The sequence below is a fragment of the Salinispora oceanensis genome (assembly GCF_000383575.1).
Classification (GTDB): domain Bacteria; phylum Actinomycetota; class Actinomycetes; order Mycobacteriales; family Micromonosporaceae; genus Micromonospora; species Micromonospora oceanensis.
In genome coordinates this window covers 1688870-1710857 of sequence record NZ_KB911579.1, presented here as the reverse complement: position 1 = coordinate 1710857, position 21988 = coordinate 1688870, and the positions used below count along the sequence as shown (strand labels likewise).

The window sequence follows — 21988 nt, the reverse complement described above, 5'->3', positions numbered from 1 at the left end:
CAGGACGTTAACCGTCGCGTCGGTGATCAGTGCCCGGCGCCACCCGCACCGCCGTGCCCGTCCTCCAGCTCCTCGAAGCCGGTGTGGCGCTCGATGATCGGCTCCGGGGGAGCGGCCGGGCTGAGTGGCACCGAGACCGGGGCCGCTGCCCGGATCGTGGTACCGCCGAAGTCGAAGGTCACGAAGACGGCCTCACCGACGTGCAGCGGCTTGTTCAGGCCGATCAGCCGCAGCACCGTTGACGCCTCCGAATTGAGCTGCACGTAGCTCAGCGGTGGCACCGTGATCTGGGCCGAGTCGCCAACGGGAGACCCGGTCTCGGTCGGCGCCGTGGACGAGCCCGCACCGCGCGGGGCGTGGGGATCGCTGAGGATGACGTCCCGGGCGCCCTCGGTGGTGACGGTCACCGTGACCTGGTCCGGCGAGTCGTTGTAGAGGACCACGTCCAGGTTCGCGTCGTCGCCGGCCTGGTAGCCGTCCACCCCCGGGTAGGCGATCAGCAGGCTACGAACGGCGAAGTCGCCGTTCTCGCTCGCGACGTTGACGCCCTGAACCGACGGTACGGTTCCGGCGGTCTCGGCGACCTGGCCGGCGCTGCATCCGGAGAGCAGTAGCCCGCTCGTCGCCAACCCGGCCAGTAGCAGGGCCGACCGGCGGGAACCCCTGATCGAGCGCGTCACGTCGGTCCTCCTCGTCATGATCGGGCCCGGTCGTACGCCGGACACGGCGGCCATGCCCGTGCAGACCGCGCTCCAGGGTAGTTGGGGCTGATCCAGTTCCGCACGCCGACCCGGGGATGCCACCGCTGTGGGGGCGCTCAGATCAACGGTCCGCTGGTCACGAGCAGGAATACATCGATGAGTGCGATTATCAAGACCGCTCGGAAGGCGGCCACCGACCGGGTCCTGGCGCGGTTGGTGAGGCGCTCCAGGCACCAGAGTAGCGGTGGTATCAGGACGGCGGCGGTCACTGTGGCGAGCCCGACCGGCGACGGTGGTCCGGGCGGCCCGAGGACCAGGGTGGCGGTCGCGGCGAGCAGGAGCCCGATAGCCGCGGTCCGGCTGCCGCCGGCACCGAGCCGGTGGGGCAGCCCGCGGACCCCGGTGCGGGCGTCGTCCTCAAGGTCGGGCAGCACGTTCGCGAAGTGCGCGCCCGCCCCGAGCAGGGCCGCGGCGGTGACCAGCCAGATCGGTGGCGTTCCCGCGCCCGGCAGGGCCAGCACGACGAACGCCGGCAACGACCCGAAGGAGACCGTGTAGGGCAGGACCGACAGCGGCGAGGACTTCAACGGCCAGTTGTAGAGCAGCGCGGAGATCAGCCCGACCGTGGCCACGGCCGCGGCGGCCCGGTTCGTCGTCAGCGCGAGCGCCGGGGTGGCGAGCGTGGCCGCGGCAGCGGCCAGCGCGGTCGTGCGACGGCTTACCAGACCGGCGGCGACCGGCTTGTCGGGCCGCCCGACCACGATGTCCCGCTTCGCGTCGAGCGCGTCGTTGGTCCACCCGACGGCGAGTTGACTCGCGGCCACGGTGAGCACGACGGCGACCACCCCTGCCGGCGGGGCCCCGACGCCCCAGGCGAGCAGGCCGGCCACGGTGGTGACCGCGGCTGCTGGCTCGGGGTGACTCGCCCGGAGCAGGGCGACTACCAGCCGGGTGCGGGTCGCTCCCGAGCCGGCGTCGCCGGCTGTGAGTCCGGCTCGCTCCGTCCGGGTCAGTACCCGCGCGACACGCCGTAGCACTGAGGAGGTCATGAGGGAAGTCTGGTCGTTACCGGGCAGTCGTGCCACGCTCGGTCCATGCCAGACGCGGGCCGCACCCTGCCGCGCAATGATCCGCGCCAGTATGACGACCTGGCCGGAGAATGGTGGCGGCCGGATGGCGCCTTCGCCATGTTGCACTGGCTGGCCGAGTCCCGGGCGGCGTTGGTGCCTGCGGCGTCGCGCCCCGCCGCGCTCCTGGTCGACCTCGGCTGCGGTGCCGGGCTACTCGCCCCGCACCTCGCCGGCAAGGGCTATCGACACGTTGGGGTCGACCTCACCGGTTCGGCGCTGCGCCAAGCCGCCGCACATGGCGTGGCGGTGGTCCAGGCCGATGCGACCGCCGTGCCGCTCGCCTCCGGCTGTGCCGACGTGGTCGCCGCGGGCGAGCTGTTGGAGCACGTTCCCGACTGGCGAACGGTGGTGGCCGAGGCCTGCCGACTACTCCGCCCCGGTGGGTTACTCGTCCTCGACACGCTCAATGACACCGCGCTGAGTCGCCTGCTCGCCGTCCATATCGGTGAGCGGCTGCCCACGGTCCCACGGGGGATCCACGACCCACGGTTGTTCGTGGACGCCCGCGCATTGGTTGCCGAGTGTGCCCGGTACGGCGTTGACCTGCGGCTGCGCGGGATTCGACCGCAGTTGACCCGGGTGCTCGGCTGGCTGGCCCGGCGGGCGAGGGGCGTGGGCGGGATGCCCCCACGCATCGTGCCGACCTGGTCAACGGCGGTGCTCTACCAGGGCTGGGGTCGGCGCGAGCGCGATCAGACGCGGACGGATGTATCCGAGGAGGGGACGGCCGTATGACGCAGGCTGTGCAGGTGGCCCGCCGGTTGGCGCCGCGATTCGCCGCTCGGGCGGCCGACCACGACCGGGACGGCGCCTTCCCGGCCGCCGATTTCCACGACCTCCGGGAGGCGGGCCTGTTCGGCCTGATGGTGCCGCGGGAGCTCGGCGGCCTGGGCGCCACCTTCGGGGAGTACGCGGCAGTCGCGACCGAGCTGGCCCGGGGAAACGGCGCCACCGCACTGGTGTTCAACATGCACGCCTCCGTTACCGGTGCGCTGGGCGCGGTGACCGAGGAGCTGGCCGAGACGCTTGGCCTGCCGGACGAGGCGTTGGCGGCGCGGGACCGGCTGCTGCGGGCCGCCGCGGATGGCTCCTGGTACGCGGTGGCGATGAGCGAACGTGGGGCGGGGGCCCGGCTTTCGCGGCTCAGCACCGTGTACGAACCGGTTGCCGGCGGCTGGCGGATCAAGGGGAGTAAGACCTTCTGCTCCGGTGCCGGCCACGCCGACGGTTATCTGGTGGCCGCCCGTAGTGCGGCTGATCCTTCGGTGGTTTCCCAGTTTCTCGTCCCGGCGGGGGAGGGACTGACCGTGGAGGAGACCTGGGACTCGCTGGGCATGCGGTCCACCGCCTCGCACGACCTGCACCTGGAGGTGACGGCGCCGGCAGACCGGCTGCTCGGCGGGGTCGAGGGGCTGGCTCTGGTCGTCGCGCAGTTGATGCCGCACTGGCTGGTCGCGAGCTACGCCGCGGTCTACGTCGGGGTCGCGCGGGCCGCGATCGACGCCGCGGCCGAGCACCTGAACGCCCGTGACCTGGGCGGTCTGCCGGCGGTCCGGGCCCGGCTCGGTCGCGCCGACGCGGCGGTGGCCGCGGCGGACCTGGTGGTGGCGGAGGCGGCCCGGCGGGTGGATGAGGCGCCGGGTGACGCCGAGACGAACCGTTGGGTCTGGCGGGCGAAGCTGTTGGCGGGCACCACCGCGGCCGACGTCGCGGCCTCGGTGCTGGAGGCGGCCGGCACCGCGGCCACCCGGCGGGGGCATCCGTTGGAGCGGCTCTACCGCGATGCGCGTTGCGGCTCGCTGCACCCCGCCACCTCCGACGTCTGCGCGGACTGGCTCGGCATCGCCGTGCTCGGTGGCGACCCGGACCGCGACGGGTCGGCCCCTCGTTGGTGAACGTGCTGGGAGATCAGAACGAAGGGTGGGCATCATGGCCGTGCCGGTGATCGCGGGGATCGGCACGGCGCATCCGCCGTCGGCCGACCAGGGTGAGCTGTGGGAGGGTTTCTTCGCGCGACACTTCTCCGGAACCACCCGGGCCCTGGCCCAACGGATCTTCGCCAACTCGGGGGTGAACCGCCGGCAGGCCGCGGTCAACCCGGTGCTGGAGGATGTCTCCGACTGGTCGACCGAGCGGCGGATGCGGCGCTATCAGGTGGAGGCGCTGCCACTGGGCAAGGAGGCGGTGGGGCGGGCACTCACCGCCGCCGGTCTGGCCGCCGGCGACGTCGGGCTCTTCGTGGTCTGTTCCTGCACCGGCTACGCGACCCCGGGGCTGGACATTCTTCTTGCCCGGGACCTCGGCATGGCGCCGGGCACGCAGCGGGTCTTCGTCGGCCACATGGGTTGCTACGCCGCCTTGCCGGGGCTGGGCGTGGCGAGTGACTTCGTGACCGCCCGGGGCCGACCCGCCCTGCTGCTCTGCGCCGAGCTGACCAGCCTGCACATTCAGCCCTCCACCGCCCGGGTGGACACCCAGCAGATCGTCTCGCACGCGCTCTTCTCCGACGCCGCGGTGGCCGCCGTGGTCGTGCCCGGTGGCCCCGGGTACGGGGTGCGGGAGGTCGCCTCGGTGACCGACACCTCCACCGCCGACCACATGACCTGGGACGTCACCGACGTTGGGTTCCGGATGGGGTTGTCGCCGAAGGTGCCGCAGGTGCTCTCCACGCAGGTACGGGCCTTGGTGGACGGCCTGCTCGCCCGACACGGCACGCGTCGGTCGGAGGTGGACGGCTGGGCGGTGCATCCGGGCGGCCCCCGCATCCTCAACGTGGTGGAGCGGGAACTCGCCCTGCCGTCGGCCGCCCTGGCAGCGTCCCGGGAGACGTTGGCCGACCATGGCAACTGTTCGTCGCCGACGGTGCTGTTGGTACTGGACCGACTGCATCGAGCGCTCGCGCCGCCGGGACGGGTGGTGATGCTGGCCTTCGGCCCGGGCCTGACCCTGTATGCGGGCCTCCTCGAACGGTCAGCTGGCGAGGCGGGCCAGCTCGGGTTCGAAGTCGGCGGGGGAGTGGAGCTCGGGGAGCATCTTCCGCACCGTGCCGGAGCGGTCCACGAGCAGCGCGCTGATCACGCCGGCCCGGGGCGGCAGGCGGAGGAAGGCGCGTAACCCGTCGGCTGGGTCGTCGAGCGCACGAAGGGCGGGGGGCGACTCGCGTACGGCGGGGTCGGGGTTGATGGCGATCACGGTGACCCCGGGCGGCGCGACGGCGATCGTGTCGGCCACCTCGGTCGGGCAGGCGCACGTGTCGGTGAGGAGGATCACGGCGGGCAGCAGACCCCGCAGCGGCACCGGTTCACCGCTGTCCACCAGTTCGAACGCGGGCATGGTCCGCCCGATCAGGTCGGCTGGTGGTGCGGGGGTGGCGGGGGTTGACGGGGTGGGGGCGGACTGGGCCCAGATGGTCGCGCTCAGCCCGGCCAGTACGGCGACCATGGCCATCAGGAGCGCCAGCAGCGCCGGCAGGATCGAACCGGACGGGGTGGGCCGGTTCAGTTCCCGGCGGACCTGTGCGGCCTCGGCCGAGAGCTCGGCGGCGTTGTCCGGTACGACCACCCGGCCCCATTCGGGCGGTAGGTCCGGCAGGTCGGAGTCGTCGTCTGCGGCGGGCCTGCCCATCGAACCCCCTGGATTCATGGCGAGCCGGCGGCGGGCTCTCGTTCAGCCTGCCGTACCGGGCCCGCTCCCACCAGGCATGGGCGAGTGTCCGCGGTGCGGGCTACCATGAGTCGAGCGCATCGCCTTGGATCCCGGGTTCCGTCACTCAGCCGTAACGGCATATTGCCGTTACGGAGCGTGTTCATTGCTTCGGTCTGGCTGTCTGTCAAGCTGAAGAAATCCCTCTCACAGGGCCCCTGAGCTGCGCCAACAGTCAGGGCAGCGGTGAGACACCGGTGTCTGAGCGTGTTACCCTAGACACAGCGAAAGGGGTTTCGAACCTATGGTTTTCAGTGTCGGCGAGACCGTTGTTTACCCCCACCACGGGGCCGCACTCATCGAGGCAATCGAGACTCGGGTCATCAAGGGCGAGGAGAAGCAGTACCTCGTTCTCAGGGTCGCGCAGGGTGACCTCACGGTCCGGGTTCCCGCGGAGAATGCCGAGATCGTGGGTGTGCGCGAGGTGGTCGGCGAAGAGGGCCTCGGCAAGGTCTTTGACGTTCTCCGGGCTCCGCACACCGAGGAGCCGACCAACTGGTCACGGCGTTACAAGGCGAATCTTGAGAAGTTGGCCTCCGGTAATCCGCTGAAGGTGGCCGAGGTCGTCCGCGACCTGTGGCGTCGGGAGCGGGAGCGGGGGCTCTCCGCAGGCGAGAAGCGCATGCTCGCCAAGGCCCGGGACATTCTCGTTGGTGAGGTCGCATTGGCCGAGAAGAGCACCAAGGACGAGGCGGAGACGCTGCTCGACAAGGTGCTGACCGAAGCCTGATCCGCACCTGATCGTCGTACCCGATCTGCCATGAGGAAATTCACCGAGGACCGCGACGTGACCGCGCAGCTTGATCCGCGCGGTGACGTCGCGGTCCTCGTGCCTGCGGCCGGTGCCGGCGTACGGCTGGGTCCCGGCCAGCCGAAGGCCCTTCGGCTGCTGGGCGGGGAGCCGCTCCTGGTGCACGCGGTTCGTCGGCTCGCCGCCGCCGCGTCGGTGCACACGGTGGTGGTGGCCGCCCCGGCGGCGGAGGTGGGTGCGGTCCGCGAACTGTTGGCCCCGGTGGCGCCGGTCACCGTGGTGCCGGGCGGAGCGCAACGGCAGGCCTCGGTCGCCGCCGCGCTCGCCGCGGTCCCCGCCGGCCCGGAGATCGTGCTGGTGCATGACGCGGCCCGAGCGCTCACCCCACCCGAGCTGGTCGAGTCGGTCGCCGCCGCGGTCCGCTCCGGTCACGACGCGGTGATCCCGGTGCTGCCGGTGGTCGACACCATCAAGGAGGTCGGCGTCAGCGAAGAGGTCCTCGGCACGGTCGATCGCTCCGTGCTGCGGGCGGTGCAGACGCCGCAGGGGTTCCGGCGGGCGGTGCTGACCACTGCACACGCCGCCGCTACCGATCCACTCACCGACGACGCTGGCCTGGTCGAGAAGCTCGGGGTGCCGGTGGTCTGTGTACCCGGCTCCGAGCACGCCCTGAAGGTCACCCGCCCGTTCGATTTGGCGTTGGCCGAGCACCTGCTGGCGATCGACCGCTGACCCGTACCCTCGGATGGTGATCGTTCCGCGGGTTGCCATCGGCGTTGACATGCACGCTTTCGAGTCCGGCCGGCCTTGTTGGGTCGCCGGCCTGCACTGGCCTGGGCAGGACGGCCTGGCCGGGCATTCGGATGCGGATGTCGCCGCCCACGCCGCGTGCAACGCGCTGCTCTCCGCCGCCGACCTGGGCGATCTCGGCGCCAACTTCGGGGTGGGGCAGCCGGAGTGGTCCGGCGCCTCCGGTGTGGCCCTGCTCGGCGAGAGCGCCCGTCGGGTGCGGGCGGCCGGCTACACGATCGGCAACGTGTCGGTGCAGGTGATCGGGAACCGCCCCAAGATCGGGCCGCGTCGGGCCGAGGCGCAGCAGGTGCTCTCGGCGGCCGTGGGCGCCCCGGTGAGTGTCTCCGCCGCCACCACCGACGGGCTCGGTTTCCCCGGCCGGGACGAGGGCCTGACCGGGATCGCGGTGGCCTTGGTTTACGCAGCCCCGGCCGCCTAGGCTCGCAGCGATGTCCAGCGAACCCACCTCTGACCGCTCTGCCGCCGACGGATACCTGCAGCGCGCCCAGCTCCTCGCCGAGCTCGGCCGCTACGACGAGGCCATCACCGAGCTCGGGTTCGCCCTCGCCCTTGATCCCGCCCACGCGGCGGTGTCGACCGAGCTCTCCCGGGTGCAGCTCGCGGCGGGGCGGCCCGCAGAGGCGCTCACCGCCGCCGACCGCGCGTTGGCGGTCGCGCCGGACTCGGTCCCCGCCCTGGTCGCTCGGGGGATGGCCCTGGCCGACCTGGCCGAGCACGGGGAGGCGGCTCGGACCGCGGACCGGATTCTCGCGTTGGGGCCGGCGGACGCGTACGCCCAGCGCAGCGGCGCGGCGATCCTGGCCGGTTCGCGTAATGGTCAGCCGGCGCTGAACGCGGCGTGGCGGGGGGTGGAGTTGGCCCCGGAGGATCCGGCGGGGCATCTGGTGCTCGGGTTGGTCGCGGCCAACCTGCAGCTGTATGACCTGGCCGAGCGGGCGTACACCGAAGCGCTGCGGCTCGACCCGCAGCTCGCCGAGGCGCGGCACGACATCGGGGTAATGCGGCTGGAACAGCGCCGGTGGAGCGAGGCGCTGGAGCACCTCGCCGACGCGGCGGCGATCAGCCCTGGTCGGATCAATTCGGTGCGGACGATCTCGGTCGGCCTTCGTCAGCTCGTCGTGTTCGGTGCCGGTTGGTCCATGGTCGCCGCGGTGATGATCGCCTGCTTCGCGGTGGGTAGTCCAGGGCTGTCCCGGGCCGTCGCGGCGGCGGCGGCCCTCGGTGGCGCGCTGATGGTGTGGCGGTACGCGGCGAAGCTGCCCGGCGTGGCCCGCACGATCCTGCCGGAGCTGCTGCGCTCCGACCGGCCGTTGGCGCTGGCCGGGTACGCGACTGCCGCGGCCCCGGTGCTGCTACTGCTCTACACCTTCGTCGGTACGGTCTGGCCGCTGGTCCTGGCGATCGCGGTGGCGGCCTTCGCCGTCGTCACCGCGCTCGCCCGCTCGGTGCGCTGAGGGCTACCCGCGCCGCGCCCAGGTCCAGGCGTACGCGTCGTCTTCGCAGGCCGCGGCGGCGTCGCAGAGCTCCAGCGGACGGAAGGTGTCGACCATGACGGCGAGCTCGTCGAAGTAGTCAACGCCGATCGACCGTTCGGCGGCCCCGGGCTGTGGCCCGTGGGTGAAGCCCGACGGGTGTAGTGAGATCGACCCCTGGCCGATGCCGGAGCCACGCCGCGCCTCGTAGTTGCCTCCGGTGTAGAAGAGCACCTCGTCGGAGTCGACGTTGTGGTGGTTGTACGGCACCGGGATCGCGTCGGGGTGGTAGTCCACCTTGCGGGGGACGAACGAGCAGATCACGAAGTTCGGGCCCTGGAACGTCTGGTGTACCGGCGGGGGCTGGTGGATCCGGCCGGTGATCGGCTCAAAGTCGTGGATGGAGAACGCCCACGGGTAGAGGTGCCCGTCCCAGCCGACCACGTCGAACGGGTGGTTGGCGTAGATGTGCCGGGTCCAGCCGCGTCGGTGCCGGACCAGGACCTCAACGTCCTCGCCGGCAACGAGCAGCGGTGTGTCCGGTCCCCGGACGTCCCGCTCGCAGTACGGCGAGTGTTCCAGGAACTGGCCGCGCACCGACAGGTAGCGCTTGGGCGGGCCGATGTGGCCGGCCGCCTCGACCGCCAGCAGCCGGACGGGCTCGGTGCCGGTGGGAACGAGCCGGTGGATGGTCGAGGTCGGGATGATCACGTAGTCGCCGGCGACGGCGTTGAGGGGGCCGAAGGGGGACTCGACCCGCAGGGTGCCGGATTCGACGTAGAGGCAGTGGTCACCGGTGGCGTCGCGGAACAGCGGGGAGGGCTGGTCGGCCAGCACGTACGCGATCCGGACGTCGTCGTTGCCGAGCAGGTAGCGCCGGCCGAGCACCGGGTCGGCGCCGGCCCCCTCGAGTTGGTGGGTGCGCAGGTGGCGGGGCTTGAGTGGGAGATTCGGCGTGCAGGTGACCGCCGGTGGGGTGAACTCCTCGGCGGCCACGATCGCGGTCGGTGCGTGCCGGTGGTAGAGCAGCGAGGAGTCGTCGGAGAAGCCTTCCTGGCCCACCAGCTCCTCGGCGTAGAGGCGGCCGTCGGGCTGACGGAACTGGGTGTGGCGCTTGCGCGGCACCTCGCCGACGCGGCGGTAGAACGGCATCTCGCCCTCCCCGAGCAGATCATCCAGGGTGTCCGAAAATCGGACGCTATTGTCCGCTCCTTTAGCGTCCCGTAGATTGTTGTCTCGTGTCAACGAAGCTGCCCCGACTCCTCGCCGGCCTCGTCGACGACGCCGCCGTCTTCCCGCCCGGCAGCGCGTCGTTGCCCGATGCCGTTCCGGCGCACCGGCAGCACCGCTCGTCCTGGTACGCCGAACTCGTCGGCCCGCTCCTGGTCCCCGCCTCCACAGTGCTTAATCGGGAGCTGCAGGGCCTGGTCGATCCGGCCGAGGAGCTCGTGGTCGGGCTGATCGGAGACACCGGACCAGCCGGCCTCCCGGCCGCCCTCGCCGCAGTGCCCCCCGGCATCACGGTCCAGCAGGTCGAGGTCGCCGTCGCCGCCCGCGGCGCGGACCCGCAGCCGGGCCTGGCCAAGCTCTTACCCTTGGCGGAGCGGCTCGCCGGTCGCACCGTCTACGCCGAGATTCCGCTGACCTCCGGCTTGATGGGGGCGCTGGACCGGCTGGTTGAGGCCCGCGCCGCCGGGGTGCCGGTGGCCGCGAAGTTCCGGACCGGCGGGCTCGCCGCCGAGCTCTTCCCCACCTCTGCCGAGCTGGCCGCGGTAATCCACGGGTGCCAGCAGCGGGGGCTGCCGTTCAAGCTGACCGCCGGGCTGCATCACGCGGTGCGACACCTGGACCGGGAGACCGGCTTCACCCACCACGGCTTCGCGAACGTGCTCGCCGCCGCGCTCGCCGCGGCCGGGGGCGCCGAGGTGGAGCGGGTCACCGAGCTGCTCCGCGTCACCGACCCACGGCCGTTGCTCGCGCCGATCGAGCAGTGGCTAGACGCGGCGCGTCCGCTCTGGGTCGGCTACGGCTCGTGCAGCGTTCTGGAACCACTGACCGATCTGATCCAGCTGGGGCTGGTGAACGGGGGTACTGACGCATGACCTGGGTGACCGGCCTGGAGGGCTCGCCGTACGGGCTGCACAACCTGCCGTACGGGGTGTTCCGCACCGTCGACCGCGAGCCGCGGGTGGGCGTACGCGTCGGCACCGGTGTGCTGGACCTCGGCGGTGCCGAGCAGGCCGGCCTGGTGCTGGCCGCCGGTACGCTCGGTCGCCCGCGGTTGAACGACTTCATGGCGCTTGGCCGTCCGCAGTGGACCTCAGTGCGGCAGCGGATCGTCGAGCTGCTCACCGACAGCGCCCACCGGGCGGCGGTCGAGCCGCTGCTCCTGCCACTGTCGGGCGTGGAGCTTCAGCTCCCCTTCGACGTGGCGGACTACGTCGACTTCTACTCCTCCGAGCAGCACGCCAGCAACGTCGGTCAGATCTTCCGGCCGGGCCAGCCGCCGCTGCTGCCCAACTGGAAACACCTGCCGATCGGCTACCACGGCCGAGCCGGCACCGTCGTGGTCTCCGGCACCCAGATCGTCCGGCCGTGCGGCCAGCGGGCTACCCCGCAGGGCCCGGTCACCGGGCCCTCGGTTCGCCTCGACATCGAGGCGGAGGTCGGCTTTGTGGTGGGTGTGCCCAGTCCGCTGGGAAGCCGCGTCCCGGTCGGTGACTTCGCCGACCACGTGTTCGGCGTGGTACTGGTCAACGACTGGTCCGCCCGGGACATCCAGGCCTGGGAGTACCAGCCCCTCGGACCGTTCCTCGGTAAGTCCTTCGCCACCTCGATCGCGGCCTGGGTGACGCCGCTGGAGGCGCTTGGTGCGGCGTTCGTGCCGGCACCGGAGCAGGATCCACCGGTCGCTGACTACCTGCGCGACGAGCCCCACCTCGGGCTGGATCTGCGGCTGTCGGTGGAGTGGAACGGCGAGCGGGTGAGCGAGCCGCCGTTCGCCACCATGTACTGGACGCCGGCGCAACAGCTGGCCCACCTGACCGTCAACGGGGCCGCGCTGCGCACCGGCGACCTCTACGCCTCCGGCACCGTCTCCGGCGCCGAGCGCGGTCAGGTCGGCTCTTTCCTCGAGCTGACCTGGGGTGGGGCGGAGCCAATCCGGGTCGGTGGCAGCGAGCGTACTTTCCTGGCCGACGGCGACACCATCACCATCACCGGTACCGCGCCCGGCCCGGATGGCACGACGGTGGGCCTCGGCGAGGTCACCGGCACCGTCGTCGCCCCCCGCTGACCGGCGAAACCCCTTCCATCCCCGCCCGTACCGACGGAGGTTTTCCGCTCGGTACGGGCAGATCGCACAGGTCGTCCGACCGGGCCGCCCTGCTGTCACGTTGATCGATCGGATCCGCCGCCACGCGGTACGGGCCCGCTCCCCGAGTCGGGAGCGGTGACCGGTTGGCGGCACGGCGACAGGAGGGTGAAGGATGAACGATTTCCCAGGGGCGGTGTGGCGGTCCAGCAGCCGCTCCAATGACCAGGGCCTCTGTGTGGAGGTGGCCGACAACCTGGTCGAGGCGCTCGGCGTGGTGGCCGTACGTGACTCGAAGGACAGATCCGGTCCGGCCCTCGCGGTGGGTGGTCCGGGATGGTCGAGGTTCATCCGGGCGGTCCGGGCCGGAGAACTCGGTAACTGAGCGGCGTGGGGCGGTGCAGGGCAGCTTTCCGGCAAAGCCCGCGGTGGGACCCCACACGACGGTTACGGCACGTATTGTCGACGCCACGGGAGGTGGCATGTCGCGGGTGACGGTCATGCGGTCCATCCAGGCGCAGTCGGACGACGTGTGGCGCCTGCTCACCGACCTGACCGTGCAGACCCACGCCATCCTCGGTCGCGTGGCCCTGACCCGTGGCGAGTTCGGCCCCGGCGCCGCCTGGCGGGAGGTCCGCTCCCAACCGGACGGGTCGGCGCTGATCGAGGAGTTTGTCGTGATCGAGGCCGAGCCGCCACACCGGCTGGTGCTCGCTTCGCCCGGCACGGAGGTTGACTATCGGGTGACCTGGACCCTGCGCCCGGCCCGGTGCGGGGGCGAGCGCAACACGGTGGTCACGGTCACCCAGGAGGCGACCCCCGCCGGGGCCCGCGGCCGGATTGTCGCGTTCCTCCTCGGTGGGCTGGCCGCTCGGGCGGTCGCCGGTGCGCTGCGTCGTGATCTCGCCGAGCTCGCCGCCGCCGCCCGCACCGACACGGTGGCCTTGCGGTAGGCCACGGCCGGGGTGCCGACCCGGTGGCGCCGGCGGTGCGACCACGGCCGGTTTTCGTCGCTGCCAGGCCATCTGTGCTGGCCGGGATGTCAGTCCGGCAACCACGCCGCAGCCGGGCGCGGTGCCCTGGGTAGGGTTCCGGGCGGAGGTGCGCATGGTTTTCCCGACGGGCCGCCGGCTGTTCGTGGTGGTGGCGGCGGTCGTGGTGGTGCTGGTGGTGGCGGCGGCCACGGTTTTCCGGGTGCTCGCCCCGGCCGAGGTCAGCACCCCGGCGGCTGGCGCATACCCCACCGCCGCAGCTCCGGCTCCCGGCCTCGTCGCGCGGCTGCCGGTGGCGCCGCTGGTGGTGGATGGCCGAATCCGGGTGTACGCGGCCGAGCGTCACGTCTACGCCGACGAGCCGGTCGAGTTCGAGCATCGAAGTACCCCGTACTGGTCGTACCGCCGCTGGCCGGCCAAGCTGACCGCAGTGGTGGCGAGTGGCCACATCGTGGTGACCCGCTGGTCGGACGGTCAGGTGGTGGCGCTGGACGGGCGTACCGGCCAGATCTCCTGGCGGGCGGAGGGGCCGGTGCCGGAGGAGGAGACGGCGGCCCGGCGAACCGGTGCGGAAGCCGTGTGGAACCCGGCGGGGCTCTTCGTCGCCTCGGCTGCCGACACCGCGGTGGTGCTCTCGGTCGGCCAGGATTCGATGGCCGGCTGGAACCTGGCCGACGGGCAGCAACTCTGGCAGTCCGACGTCCGGCCCGGGTGTCAGCAGGCGGTCGGCACCACCACGGCGGGCGAACTGGTCAGCGTGGACTCCTGCGGTTCCGCGGCGACCGTCGACTTCCGGGACGCGGCCACCGGTGCCGTTACTCGCTGGAGCCCGCCCGGCGATGGGAAGGTGCTGACCGTGACCCCGCTCGGCTGCCGCTCGGGCCGATCCGGCTGCGCCGGCCTGCGTACGGCTGTCGGCCCGGGTGACGACGCGGCTCGGGGCTGGCTGTTCGGCGCGGGAGAGCCGGTGCCGGCACCGGTGCTGAACGCGCCCGACACCCGGCTCGCCGGTGACATCGCCGTGGGCGTACGGGATGGCGCCCTGGTGGCGCGCGACGCGCGGACCGGGAGCGAGCAGTGGCGGCACGAGGATGTGGGCGGGGCTCGGGTACTCGCGGTGGAGTCGGACCGGGTACATCTGATCACCGATAACAATGGCCTGATCACGTACGATTCGGCCAGTGGGGATCAGCGATCCCGGTTCACGCTTTCGCTCGGCACCGACAGCACCTCGTGGGCCCCGGGCGCGGTGTACGCGGTCGGTGGCTACCTCGCGGTGGAGTGCCTTCGCCTCCCGGTCGACTCGGCGGCGGACGACCAGCGCTACTTCCTCACCTCGCGTCCGGTCCTGCTCGCCGCGACCTGAGCAGACCGTCAGCTCGCGGCGGGCAGGACGCCGTGACTCAGCCGAGCGCGGCCTCCGCCGCGGCGAGGAAGGCGTCATTCTCGGCCGGGGTGCCGATGGTGACCCGGACTCCGTCGCCGGGGAAGGGTCGTACGATCACGCCGCGCGACTCGCAGGCCCGGCCGAACTCCACCGCCTGGTCGCCCAGGGGTAGCCAGACGAAGTTGGCCTGGCTGGTCGGTACGTCCGGGACCAGCTTGCGGACCGCCTCGGTGACCCGGCCCCGCTCGGCCACGACCAGGGCGCAGCGCCGCCGCACCTCGTCGGCCTGGGCGAGGGCCGCCAGCGCGCCGGCCTGGGCGGCCACGCTGGCGGAGAAGGGCGTGACCACCTTTCGGATGGCCGCGGCCACCTCCGGCTGGGCGACCAGGAAGCCGATCCGGAGCCCGGCCAGGCCCCAGGCCTTTGACAGGGTCCGCAGCACCGCCACGTTCGGTCGGTCCAGATAACTGAGGCCGTCCGGCACCTCCGGGTCGGTGACGAACTCCCGGTAGGCCTCGTCAATGACCACCAGCACGTCGTCCGGGACCTGGTCGAGGAAGCGCTCCAGCTCGGCTCGGCGTACCGCGGTGCCGGTGGGGTTGTTCGGGTTGCAGACCAGGACCATTCGGGTGCGGTCGGTGATCGCGGCGGCCATCGCGGTCAGGTCGTGCCCGTGCCCGGCGTCGTTGCTGACCCGTACGCTGGTCGCCCCGTTGGTCGCCGCGATGATCGGGTACGCCTCGAACGAGCGCCAGGAGTAGATCAGCTCGTCACCGGGCATGCAGGTGGCCCGGACCAGGTGATCGGCGAGCGCCACCGACCCGCAGCCGGTGGCGATCCGCTCGGCGTCCACCCCGTACTGCTCGGCGAGGGCCGCGCGCAGCGCCACCACGCCCATGTCCGGGTATCGGTGGGCGCCCGCGGTGGCCTCGGTGACCGCCGCCACCACGCCGGGCAGCGGGCCGTACGGCACCTCGTTGCTGGCCAGTTTGATCGCCTCGGGCAGGCCCAGTTCGCGGGCCAGGTCGGCCGGGCTGCGCCCCGGCACGTAGCTCGGCAGTACGTCCAGGTCGGCGCGGGTGAGCCGGGGCGCCGGCCGGCGTCGTCCGGTATCGGTCATGAGGTGTCTCCCGGGGGTGCGGGGCGGTCATTCGGGACGGGGGTGCGGGGTAGCTGAACCACCACGGTCTGCGCCCGCTTGTCGTGCAGGGCCTGCCGAAGCGGGCGGTCGAACAGCGGTGAGAGGGAGTCGATGAGCTGCAGCAGGAAGCCAATGCAGCAGAACCAGCCCAGGGTGGGCAGGCCGAGCAAGTTCCAGCGGCGCAGCGCCCGCCCGAAGCCCAGCGGGGCGACGGCGCTCACCGGTAGCACCTGCAGGCCCATCACCCGCTTGCCGAAGGTCTGTCCGCGGCTGGCCGTTGACGGTACCTCGTAGGCCATCCAGAGCGCTGTGGCGATCAACAGAATCGCGATCTGGAGGCTGCCGGCCTGGTCACCTGCCGCCGGTAGCTGCTCGGTGGTGGTGTCCTGGTCAACGATCCGGCGCCAGGCCTCGGTGATCGGCGGGGACATCTGCTGGATGTACTGCCACACGAACCAGAAGTTCACCACCACGTTCAGCGCGAGGACGACGGTGATGTCGATGAGGCGGGCTACCAGTCGGGCTCCCAACCCGGCCAGCGGTAGCCCGTGCGGACGCGGCTCGGGCTGCTGGCCCGGCCACGTCGGGTACGGCGCTCCCGGTGGGGGCCCGCCGGCTGTCCCCGGGTACGGCGCACCCGGCGGTGGCCCATACCCCGGTGACGGGGTGCCGGCCCCGACCGGGGCGTGTTGTCCCACGGCGCCGGCCCGACCGGTGGTTGGGCCGGGCTCGCCGGGTCGGGTAGCCGGCGCTGACTTGGGCTCGCCGGGCCGGGTAGCCGGGTCGGGCTCGGGTTCGTCGGGCCGGGTAGTCGGCTCGGGCTCGGGCGGCGGCGGGCCCGCCGGGGGTGTGGCCTCGGCCGGGATGGGTGCACCGAGCCAACCCTCGCCGTCCCAGTACCTCCGGGTGCCCGGGTCGGCGGGGTCCAGATACCAGCCAGGTGCGACGCTCACCGCGCCACCTCGTTCTGCTCGCTCACCTGGACACCTTAACGACGGTGGTTGGCAGCGCAGCCGTGGTGGCCACCGGGCGGGCCGCCAACCACCGGTCTGTCACAGGTTGCCGCGCTTCTCCTGTTCCCGTTCGATCGCTTCGAAGAGAGCCTTGAAGTTGCCCTTGCCGAAGCCGAGCGAGCCGTGCCGCTCGATCAGCTCGAAGAAGACGGTCGGGCGGTCCTGCACCGGGTTGGTGAAGATCTGGAGCAGGTAGCCGTCCTCGTCCCGGTCGACCAGGATCCGGCGGGCCTTCAACTCCTCGATCGGCACCCGGACCTCGCCGATCCGGGCCCGCAACTCCGGGTCGTCGTAGTACGAGTCCGGGGTCTCCAGGAAGTCCACGCCCGCCGCACGCATCGCGTCCACGCTGGCCAGGATGTCGTTGGTGGCCACCGCGATGTGCTGGGCCCCGGGGCCCTGGTAGAAGTCCAGGTACTCGTCGATCTGCGACTTCTTCCGGGCGACCGCCGGCTCGTTGAGCGGGAACTTCACCTTCCGGGTGCCGTTGGCGACCACCTTGCTCATCAGCGCCGAGTAGTCGGTGGCGATGTCGTCGCCGACGAACTCCGCCATGTTGGTGAAGCCCATCACCCGCTGGTAGAACTCGACCCATTCGTCCATGCGGCCCAGCTCGACGTTGCCGACGACGTGGTCGATCGCCTGGAAGAAGCGCTTCGGCTGGACGCCGGCGTCGATCATCGGCTGGCGGTCGACGATCGGTCGGCGTGCGACGTAGCCGGGCAGGAACGGACCGTGGTAGCGGGAGCGGTCCAGCAGGGTGTGGCGGGTGTCGCCGTACGTGGCGATGGCGGCGAGCCGGACCGTGCCGTGTTCGTCGCTGACCTCGTGCGGCTCAGCCAGGCTGGTCGCGCCCTGGGCGACGGCGTGCGCGTAGGCCGCGTCCACGTCGGGGACCTCCAGCGCGATGTCGCAGACCCCGTCGCTGTGCCGGGCGACCTGGTCGGCGCCGGGCGCGTCGGGGCGGACCGCGCCGGTGAGGACGAACCGCGCCGAACCGCTGGTCAGCACGTACTGGGCGTGGTCCCGGTAGCCCTGCTCCGGCCCCCGGTAGGCCACGCAGGTCATGCCGAACGCGGTGGAGTAGTAGTGCGCGGCCTGTTTGGCGTTACCGACCAGGAACTGCACGTGGTCCAGTCCCCGGACCGGGAACGGGTCGCGGCTGATGTCGTGGTCAACGGCGCCGACCAGCAGGTCGGCGTTGACCTCGTCGTTCGACTGGGGTCGGTCGATCGCCTGGGTCATGGTGGCCCTCCCTCGCGTACCGGCCGGCCTGGTGGGCCGCAGCCGTGTTCCGTTAGTGCCGTGCTCTTCCCGTGAATATCGCTGTGCTCCCCATCACTGGGCAACTGTTGTTGATCAGCCTGGTCAGGTTGCACAAGCAGTAGGGTCCTTACCTATGAGCACTGGTCATTCTGTCCAGCTGGACAGCCTCGACGTTGGTCTGATCGAGCTCTTCGCCGAGGAGCCGCGGATTGGAGTGCTGGAGTGCTCCCGTCGCCTCGGGGTGGCCCGGGGCACCGTGCAGGCGCGGTTGGACAAGTTGGTCGCCCGAGGGGTGATCGACGGGTTTGGCCCCGCGGTGTCCCCGGCCGCCGTCGGGTTCGGGGTGACCAGCTTCGTCACCCTGGAGATCAGCCAACGACACGGGCGCGATCCGGTCGTCGCCCACCTGGCGGCGATCCCGGAGGTGCTTGAGGCGCACACCATCACCGGCTCCGGTGACCTGCTCTGCCGAATCGTGGCCCGTTCCAACGCCGACCTGCAACGGGTGATCGACCAGATCGTGTCGCACGAGAGCATCCGACGTACCTCGACGATCATCGCCTTGGCGGAGCAGATCCCGCACCGGGTCCTGCCCCTGCTCCGTTCCGCGCTGCGGGCAACGTCGCCGCCGGCCACGGAGGGCGCCGGGTCCGGTCAGTCGTTCTCGGCGAGCGCGTCCCCCAGCGAGGTGCGGCGGTAGCGGACCGTCCGGCCGGCGCGGGCGCGGGTCACCAGACCGGCCTCGCGTAGCACCGCCAGATGGTCGCCGATGCCGCCCAGGCTCAGACCGAGTTGCGCGACGAGCTGACTGGTCGTCGCGGGGGCCACCAGGGCCCGCAGCACCGTGGCGCGGCCCCGGCCGACCAGCCGGTCCAGCGCGTCCACCGGCCGCGTCGGGTCCGGGGGACCGAGCAGTTCGGCGACCCCGGCGGCCTGGTAGACGATCGCGTACGGCCCGGGCTGCTCGACGTAGTACATCAGGGAGCCGAAGACGGTGGGCACGAAGAGCATTCCGTGCCCGCTCAGCGGGTACGTTCGCGGGTCCGGGTCGTCGATGTCGAGATAGCCGACGCCCGGGCCGGGCACCCAGTGCAGCCGGGGGTCCAGGTCCGCGACCGCCGCGCCCCAGCCGTACGCGAGCAGCCGCCCCGCCCGGTGCAGCAGGTCCCGCTCCAGGACGGCCCGCAGTCGCGGCCACTCCGGCTCGACCAGCGTGACCCAGGCCGCCTCGATCCCGTCGGCGAGTCGGTCCACCACCGCCGGCGATTCGTAGATCCGACGGGCGTTCGCCGGTGGGGTGCGATGGCCGGCGAGGTTGCGGGCCAACTCGGCGCGGGCCTGCGCCAGCGGAGTAGCCCGGACCAGGGCGAGTTCGTCGGCGAATTCCCGTGCCATGCCGTCTGGCGGCGGTTGGTAGAAGTCCGCGTTGTACGCGCCCCGGCGTTGCAACGCCAACAGCGCGTCGATCGCCGGCATGCTTCGCCGCAGCTGCTCGAAGGCGGGGCGGGCCCGGGTCACCCACGGGGTCAGCCCGGTGACCTCGTTCTGCCCGGCGCAGAGCCGCAGCGCCGACATCGCCTCCCCGAGCGGTGAGATGGCGTAGCGGCTCACCGCCACGTCCGCCGAGGTCACCTCGATCCGCATGCCGCTCCTTTCGCTGGTGAACGAAAGGATAGGTCGTCACCGGTTCACTCCCCACACTTGCTCGAATGATCGTTACCGACTCCCGTCCCGTCACCTTCCGGGAGGTCTTCGCCGTCGCCGAGTTCCGGGCGCTCTTCGGCGGCTACAGCGTGTTCGTGATCGGCGAGACGGTGAAGATGCTCGCCCTGTCCGTGCTGATCTACGAGCGCACCGGCTCCGGGCTGCTCGCCGCGTTGGCGTACGTGACCGGGTTCCTGCCACACGCGGTGGGCGGGGTGTTCCTGCTCGCCCTCGCCGACCGGTGGCCGCCGCGGCGGCTCATCGTCGGCTACGACCTCTTACGGCTCGCCATGGTCGTGGTGCTCGCGCTCGGCGTGCTCTCCCCGCCGGCCATGCTCGGCCTGGTCGCGGTCGTCGGACTCCTCGCCCCGGTCAGCAGCGCCGCCCGCAGCGCGCTGCTGCCGGAGATACTGCACGGCGACGCGTACGTGTTGGGGCGGTCGGTGCTCACCGTGGCGGCCGGGGGCACCCAGGTGGCCGGGTTCGCCCTCGGTGGCCTGCTGCTCGGGCTGGTCGGCCCGTACGGGGCGCTCTGGCTCACGGCGGCCACCTGCCTCCTCGCCGCCCTGCTGGCCCGGGTCGGGCTGACGTCCCGAGCGCCCCGGGTGGCGACGGGGACCGGAAGCGCCGTCGGGGAGACCTGGCGGGTCAACCGGATACTCCTCGCCGACCGGCGGGTACGCGGCCTGCTCCTGGCACAGTGGATTCCCGGCTCGCTGCTGGTCGGGGCCGATGGCGTGCTCGTGCCGTACGCGGCCCAGCTCGAACCGGCGGCCAGTGCCGGCCTGCTGCTGATGGCCGGTGCCTTCGGGATGCTCCTCGGCGACCTGCTGGTCGGACGGTTCGTCGGGCCCGCCCGCCGGGAGGCGTTGACTCCGTGGCTGGCGCTGCTGCTCGGCGTGCCGTTGCTGGCTTTCGTGGCCGAGCCGAGCCAGTGGCCGGCGGTGGTGCTGCTCACGGTCGCGACCGCCGGTTTCGCCTACCACCTCGGGCTGGCCCGGCGGTTTCTCGATGCGGTGCCGGAAGCCCGCCGGGGGCAGGCGTTCGGGCTGCTGGGCACCGGCATGATGGCGGGGCAGGGATTGGCCGCCGCGGCCGGCGGGGCGTTGAGCGAGGTGGTCGCCCCCGGTACCGTGATAGCGCTCGCCGGGGTGGCGTCGCTCACCGCGACGGTGGTGCTCTGGCGGACGCTGGCCCCGCCGGACGCGGGCGCGGCGGGATGCGGCGGTCCGGGCGGGCGGCTACCGTGTCCCGGTGGTGAAGGGGCGCGGCCTGGGTAAGCCTGGTTGGTTGCTGCTCGGGCTCGTGACGGTCGTCGTGCTCTCGGTGAGCGGTGTCTGGAACCCGTTCCCCGGCGTGTGGGACTGGGTGAACCGCAGTGCCCCGATCGGCGGGCCGGGCGTGGTCTGGCAGCAACGCGTCGGTGGCACCCCGCGCAGCGTCACCATCGCCGGCGAGGCCGTCGTGGTCGAGCAGCGCACCCGGGTGGAGGCGGTACGGCTCGGTGACGGCACCCCGCTCTGGAAGCGCAAGGCCGACTGGTCGGCGGTCGCCGGTGCGGGGCAGGACGCCGTCGTCGTGGTGGGCAAGCTCCTCACCCGAGGCTACGAGGTGCTCGACCCGGTCACCGGTGCCACCCGGCGGCGGGACGACGACGCGGTCGCGGTCTGGACCTGGCGGAACCTGCTCATTGACGCGCGTTGCCCGGCCCCGACCGACTGCACGTTGCACGCCTGGGATCCGCGTGGGGACACCCCGCTGTGGACGGCCTATCTGCCGGGTGTCCGAAGTGGCCTGCTCGGCGACAACCCGGGGCTGCTCGACACCCGGCGAATCGAGGCCGTCCGGATCGACGACGGGGTCTCCGGCCCCGAGCCGGTACCCGGGTTGCTCGGGTTTCCGGTCGACGGTCGCGTGCACGTGTTGGACACCGCGACCGGACGGGTGCTGGTTGACATCGAGCCCGGCCGGGACGAGCGGCTCTCCGTGGTCGGTGGCCGGATGCTGCGGCTCACCGCCCGCTCCGAGGAGGGCAACTGTCTATACACCGTCTCGGGCTGGGACCCGTTGTTGGGGAAGGAGACCTGGCACCGGGCGGGCGTCAACTTCGGCACCGCCGACGCCATCGGATGCGCCCAGCGCCGGGACCCGCTGGGTGCCCGCAGCGTGCTGATCGGGATGTCGCCGGACGGCAAGCAGGCGGTCCTTGACGCCTACGACGGCCGGCTGCTGCTGGTCACCGACCCGGGCACGAAGATCGTCGCCGTTGACGATCGATACGCCCTGGTCCGCACGGCGGACAAGCGCTCGGTCTCCGCCCGCGAACTGGGCGGCGGCGAGACCCGGTGGACTCGCCCCGCCGAGGGGGAGCCGCGGGTGGCGCTCACCCCGTCCGCGGCGATCTTCGCCGAACAGGATCCGTCCCGGCTTGTCGCGCTCGATCCGCGTACCGGCGCTGAGCTGGCGAACCTCCGAACGGCGGCGAACGCGCTCGCGGCCGGAGCGAACGGCATGGTCATCGGTGAGGGCCGGCAGATCGGGTACGTCTCCTTCCAGTCAACCGACCCGACGGGGTGAGAGGGCTGTCCCAGGACCTACCCGGC

At 72.1% G+C, this 21988-nt stretch carries 22 protein-coding genes; 15 read left to right on the top strand and 7 right to left on the bottom strand.

The features are described from left to right. Positions 1-26: 26 nt before the first annotated feature. The gene (locus tag SALPAC4_RS0107930; RefSeq protein ID WP_019869868.1) at positions 27-680 is read right to left on the bottom strand and encodes an LPS-assembly lipoprotein LptE; all 654 of its coding nucleotides are present in this window, start codon (positions 678-680) and stop codon (positions 27-29) included. 137 nt (positions 681-817) lie between these two features. Beyond that, positions 818-1750 (bottom strand): UbiA family prenyltransferase, encoded by a 933-nt coding sequence (locus SALPAC4_RS0107925; protein ID WP_019869867.1) that lies wholly within the window; start codon positions 1748-1750, stop codon positions 818-820. Between the two features lie 45 nt (positions 1751-1795). On the opposite strand from SALPAC4_RS0107925, the gene SALPAC4_RS0107920 reads away from it, so the two are divergent. The 7 genes from SALPAC4_RS0107920 (at position 1796) to SALPAC4_RS0107885 (ending at position 8551) form a co-directional block, all read left to right on the top strand. Beyond that, positions 1796-2566, top strand: coding sequence for a methyltransferase domain-containing protein (locus SALPAC4_RS0107920; RefSeq protein ID WP_019869866.1), 771 nt, complete (start codon positions 1796-1798; stop codon positions 2564-2566). Then, positions 2563-3726 carry an acyl-CoA dehydrogenase family protein gene (locus SALPAC4_RS0107915; RefSeq protein WP_019869865.1) on the top strand — a complete coding sequence of 388 codons (1164 nt, stop codon included), beginning with the start codon at positions 2563-2565 and terminating at the stop codon, positions 3724-3726. The genes SALPAC4_RS0107920 and SALPAC4_RS0107915 overlap by 4 nt, the downstream gene beginning before the upstream one ends. A gap of 34 nt (positions 3727-3760) precedes the next feature. Next, positions 3761-4945, top strand: a complete 1185-nt coding sequence (locus tag SALPAC4_RS0107910; protein ID WP_223874720.1) for a type III polyketide synthase — start codon at positions 3761-3763, stop codon at positions 4943-4945. Between the two features lie 832 nt (positions 4946-5777). Next, a complete protein-coding gene (locus SALPAC4_RS0107900) occupies positions 5778-6263 on the top strand; it encodes a CarD family transcriptional regulator (protein ID WP_012015454.1) in 486 nt (161 codons plus the stop codon). Between the two features lie 57 nt (positions 6264-6320). After that, positions 6321-7016 carry a 2-C-methyl-D-erythritol 4-phosphate cytidylyltransferase gene (gene ispD, locus SALPAC4_RS0107895; RefSeq protein WP_027644295.1) on the top strand — a complete coding sequence of 232 codons (696 nt, stop codon included), beginning with the start codon at positions 6321-6323 and terminating at the stop codon, positions 7014-7016. Between the two features lie 13 nt (positions 7017-7029). Further along, complete coding sequence (gene ispF / locus SALPAC4_RS0107890) at positions 7030-7515, top strand: 2-C-methyl-D-erythritol 2,4-cyclodiphosphate synthase (protein WP_018217440.1); 486 nt, start codon at positions 7030-7032, stop codon at positions 7513-7515. A gap of 10 nt (positions 7516-7525) precedes the next feature. Further along, positions 7526-8551, top strand: coding sequence for a tetratricopeptide repeat protein (locus tag SALPAC4_RS0107885; RefSeq protein ID WP_019869861.1), 1026 nt, complete (start codon positions 7526-7528; stop codon positions 8549-8551). A gap of 3 nt (positions 8552-8554) precedes the next feature. Here SALPAC4_RS0107885 and SALPAC4_RS0107880 read toward each other — a convergent pair whose 3' ends face one another. Continuing rightward, positions 8555-9721: a homogentisate 1,2-dioxygenase gene (locus SALPAC4_RS0107880; protein WP_019869860.1), complete on the bottom strand. Its 1167-nt coding sequence runs from the start codon at positions 9719-9721 to the stop codon at positions 8555-8557. 86 nt (positions 9722-9807) lie between these two features. On the opposite strand from SALPAC4_RS0107880, the gene SALPAC4_RS0107875 reads away from it, so the two are divergent. The 5 genes from SALPAC4_RS0107875 (at position 9808) to SALPAC4_RS0107855 (ending at position 14240) form a co-directional block, all read left to right on the top strand. After that, the gene (locus SALPAC4_RS0107875) at positions 9808-10671 is read left to right on the top strand and encodes a hypothetical protein (RefSeq protein ID WP_019869859.1); all 864 of its coding nucleotides are present in this window, start codon (positions 9808-9810) and stop codon (positions 10669-10671) included. Further along, complete coding sequence (gene fahA / locus SALPAC4_RS0107870) at positions 10668-11864, top strand: fumarylacetoacetase (protein WP_019869858.1); 1197 nt, start codon at positions 10668-10670, stop codon at positions 11862-11864. The genes SALPAC4_RS0107875 and fahA overlap by 4 nt, the downstream gene beginning before the upstream one ends. A 193-nt stretch (positions 11865-12057) precedes the next feature. After that, entirely contained in the window at positions 12058-12267 is a 210-nt protein-coding gene (locus tag SALPAC4_RS0107865) for a DUF397 domain-containing protein (RefSeq protein ID WP_018740579.1), read from the top strand. Positions 12268-12364: 97 nt separating this feature from the next. Then, complete coding sequence (locus tag SALPAC4_RS0107860) at positions 12365-12835, top strand: SRPBCC family protein (RefSeq protein WP_019869857.1); 471 nt, start codon at positions 12365-12367, stop codon at positions 12833-12835. A 154-nt stretch (positions 12836-12989) separates the two neighbouring features. Further along, positions 12990-14240: an outer membrane protein assembly factor BamB family protein gene (locus SALPAC4_RS0107855; protein WP_027644294.1), complete on the top strand. Its 1251-nt coding sequence runs from the start codon at positions 12990-12992 to the stop codon at positions 14238-14240. A 37-nt stretch (positions 14241-14277) separates the two neighbouring features. Here SALPAC4_RS0107855 and hisC read toward each other — a convergent pair whose 3' ends face one another. From hisC to hppD, 3 genes are all read right to left on the bottom strand, one after another. After that, entirely contained in the window at positions 14278-15381 is a 1104-nt protein-coding gene (hisC, locus tag SALPAC4_RS0107850; RefSeq protein ID WP_019869855.1) for a histidinol-phosphate transaminase, read from the bottom strand. Further along, a complete protein-coding gene (locus tag SALPAC4_RS0107845) occupies positions 15378-16355 on the bottom strand; it encodes an RDD family protein (RefSeq protein ID WP_027644293.1) in 978 nt (325 codons plus the stop codon). The genes hisC and SALPAC4_RS0107845 overlap by 4 nt, the downstream gene beginning before the upstream one ends. A gap of 99 nt (positions 16356-16454) precedes the next feature. Further along, on the bottom strand, positions 16455-17660 hold the full coding sequence (gene hppD, locus SALPAC4_RS0107840; protein WP_019869853.1) for a 4-hydroxyphenylpyruvate dioxygenase: 1206 nt from the start codon (positions 17658-17660) through the stop codon (positions 16455-16457). A gap of 154 nt (positions 17661-17814) precedes the next feature. Here hppD and SALPAC4_RS0107835 point away from each other — a divergent pair, with 154 nt between their 5' ends. Beyond that, positions 17815-18381, top strand: coding sequence for an Lrp/AsnC family transcriptional regulator (locus SALPAC4_RS0107835; RefSeq protein WP_019869852.1), 567 nt, complete (start codon positions 17815-17817; stop codon positions 18379-18381). Here the strand turns inward: SALPAC4_RS0107835 and SALPAC4_RS0107830 are convergent. Then, positions 18336-19325 carry an ArsR/SmtB family transcription factor gene (locus SALPAC4_RS0107830; protein WP_019869851.1) on the bottom strand — a complete coding sequence of 330 codons (990 nt, stop codon included), beginning with the start codon at positions 19323-19325 and terminating at the stop codon, positions 18336-18338. The two genes, SALPAC4_RS0107835 and SALPAC4_RS0107830, sit on opposite strands and share 46 nt — an antisense overlap. Before the next feature lie 65 nt (positions 19326-19390). Here SALPAC4_RS0107830 and SALPAC4_RS0107825 point away from each other — a divergent pair, with 65 nt between their 5' ends. Next, a complete protein-coding gene (locus tag SALPAC4_RS0107825) occupies positions 19391-20665 on the top strand; it encodes an MFS transporter (RefSeq protein ID WP_019869850.1) in 1275 nt (424 codons plus the stop codon). After that, positions 20643-21962 (top strand): outer membrane protein assembly factor BamB family protein, encoded by a 1320-nt coding sequence (locus SALPAC4_RS0107820; RefSeq protein ID WP_019869849.1) that lies wholly within the window; start codon positions 20643-20645, stop codon positions 21960-21962. The genes SALPAC4_RS0107825 and SALPAC4_RS0107820 overlap by 23 nt, the downstream gene beginning before the upstream one ends. Positions 21963-21988 lie beyond the last annotated feature (26 nt).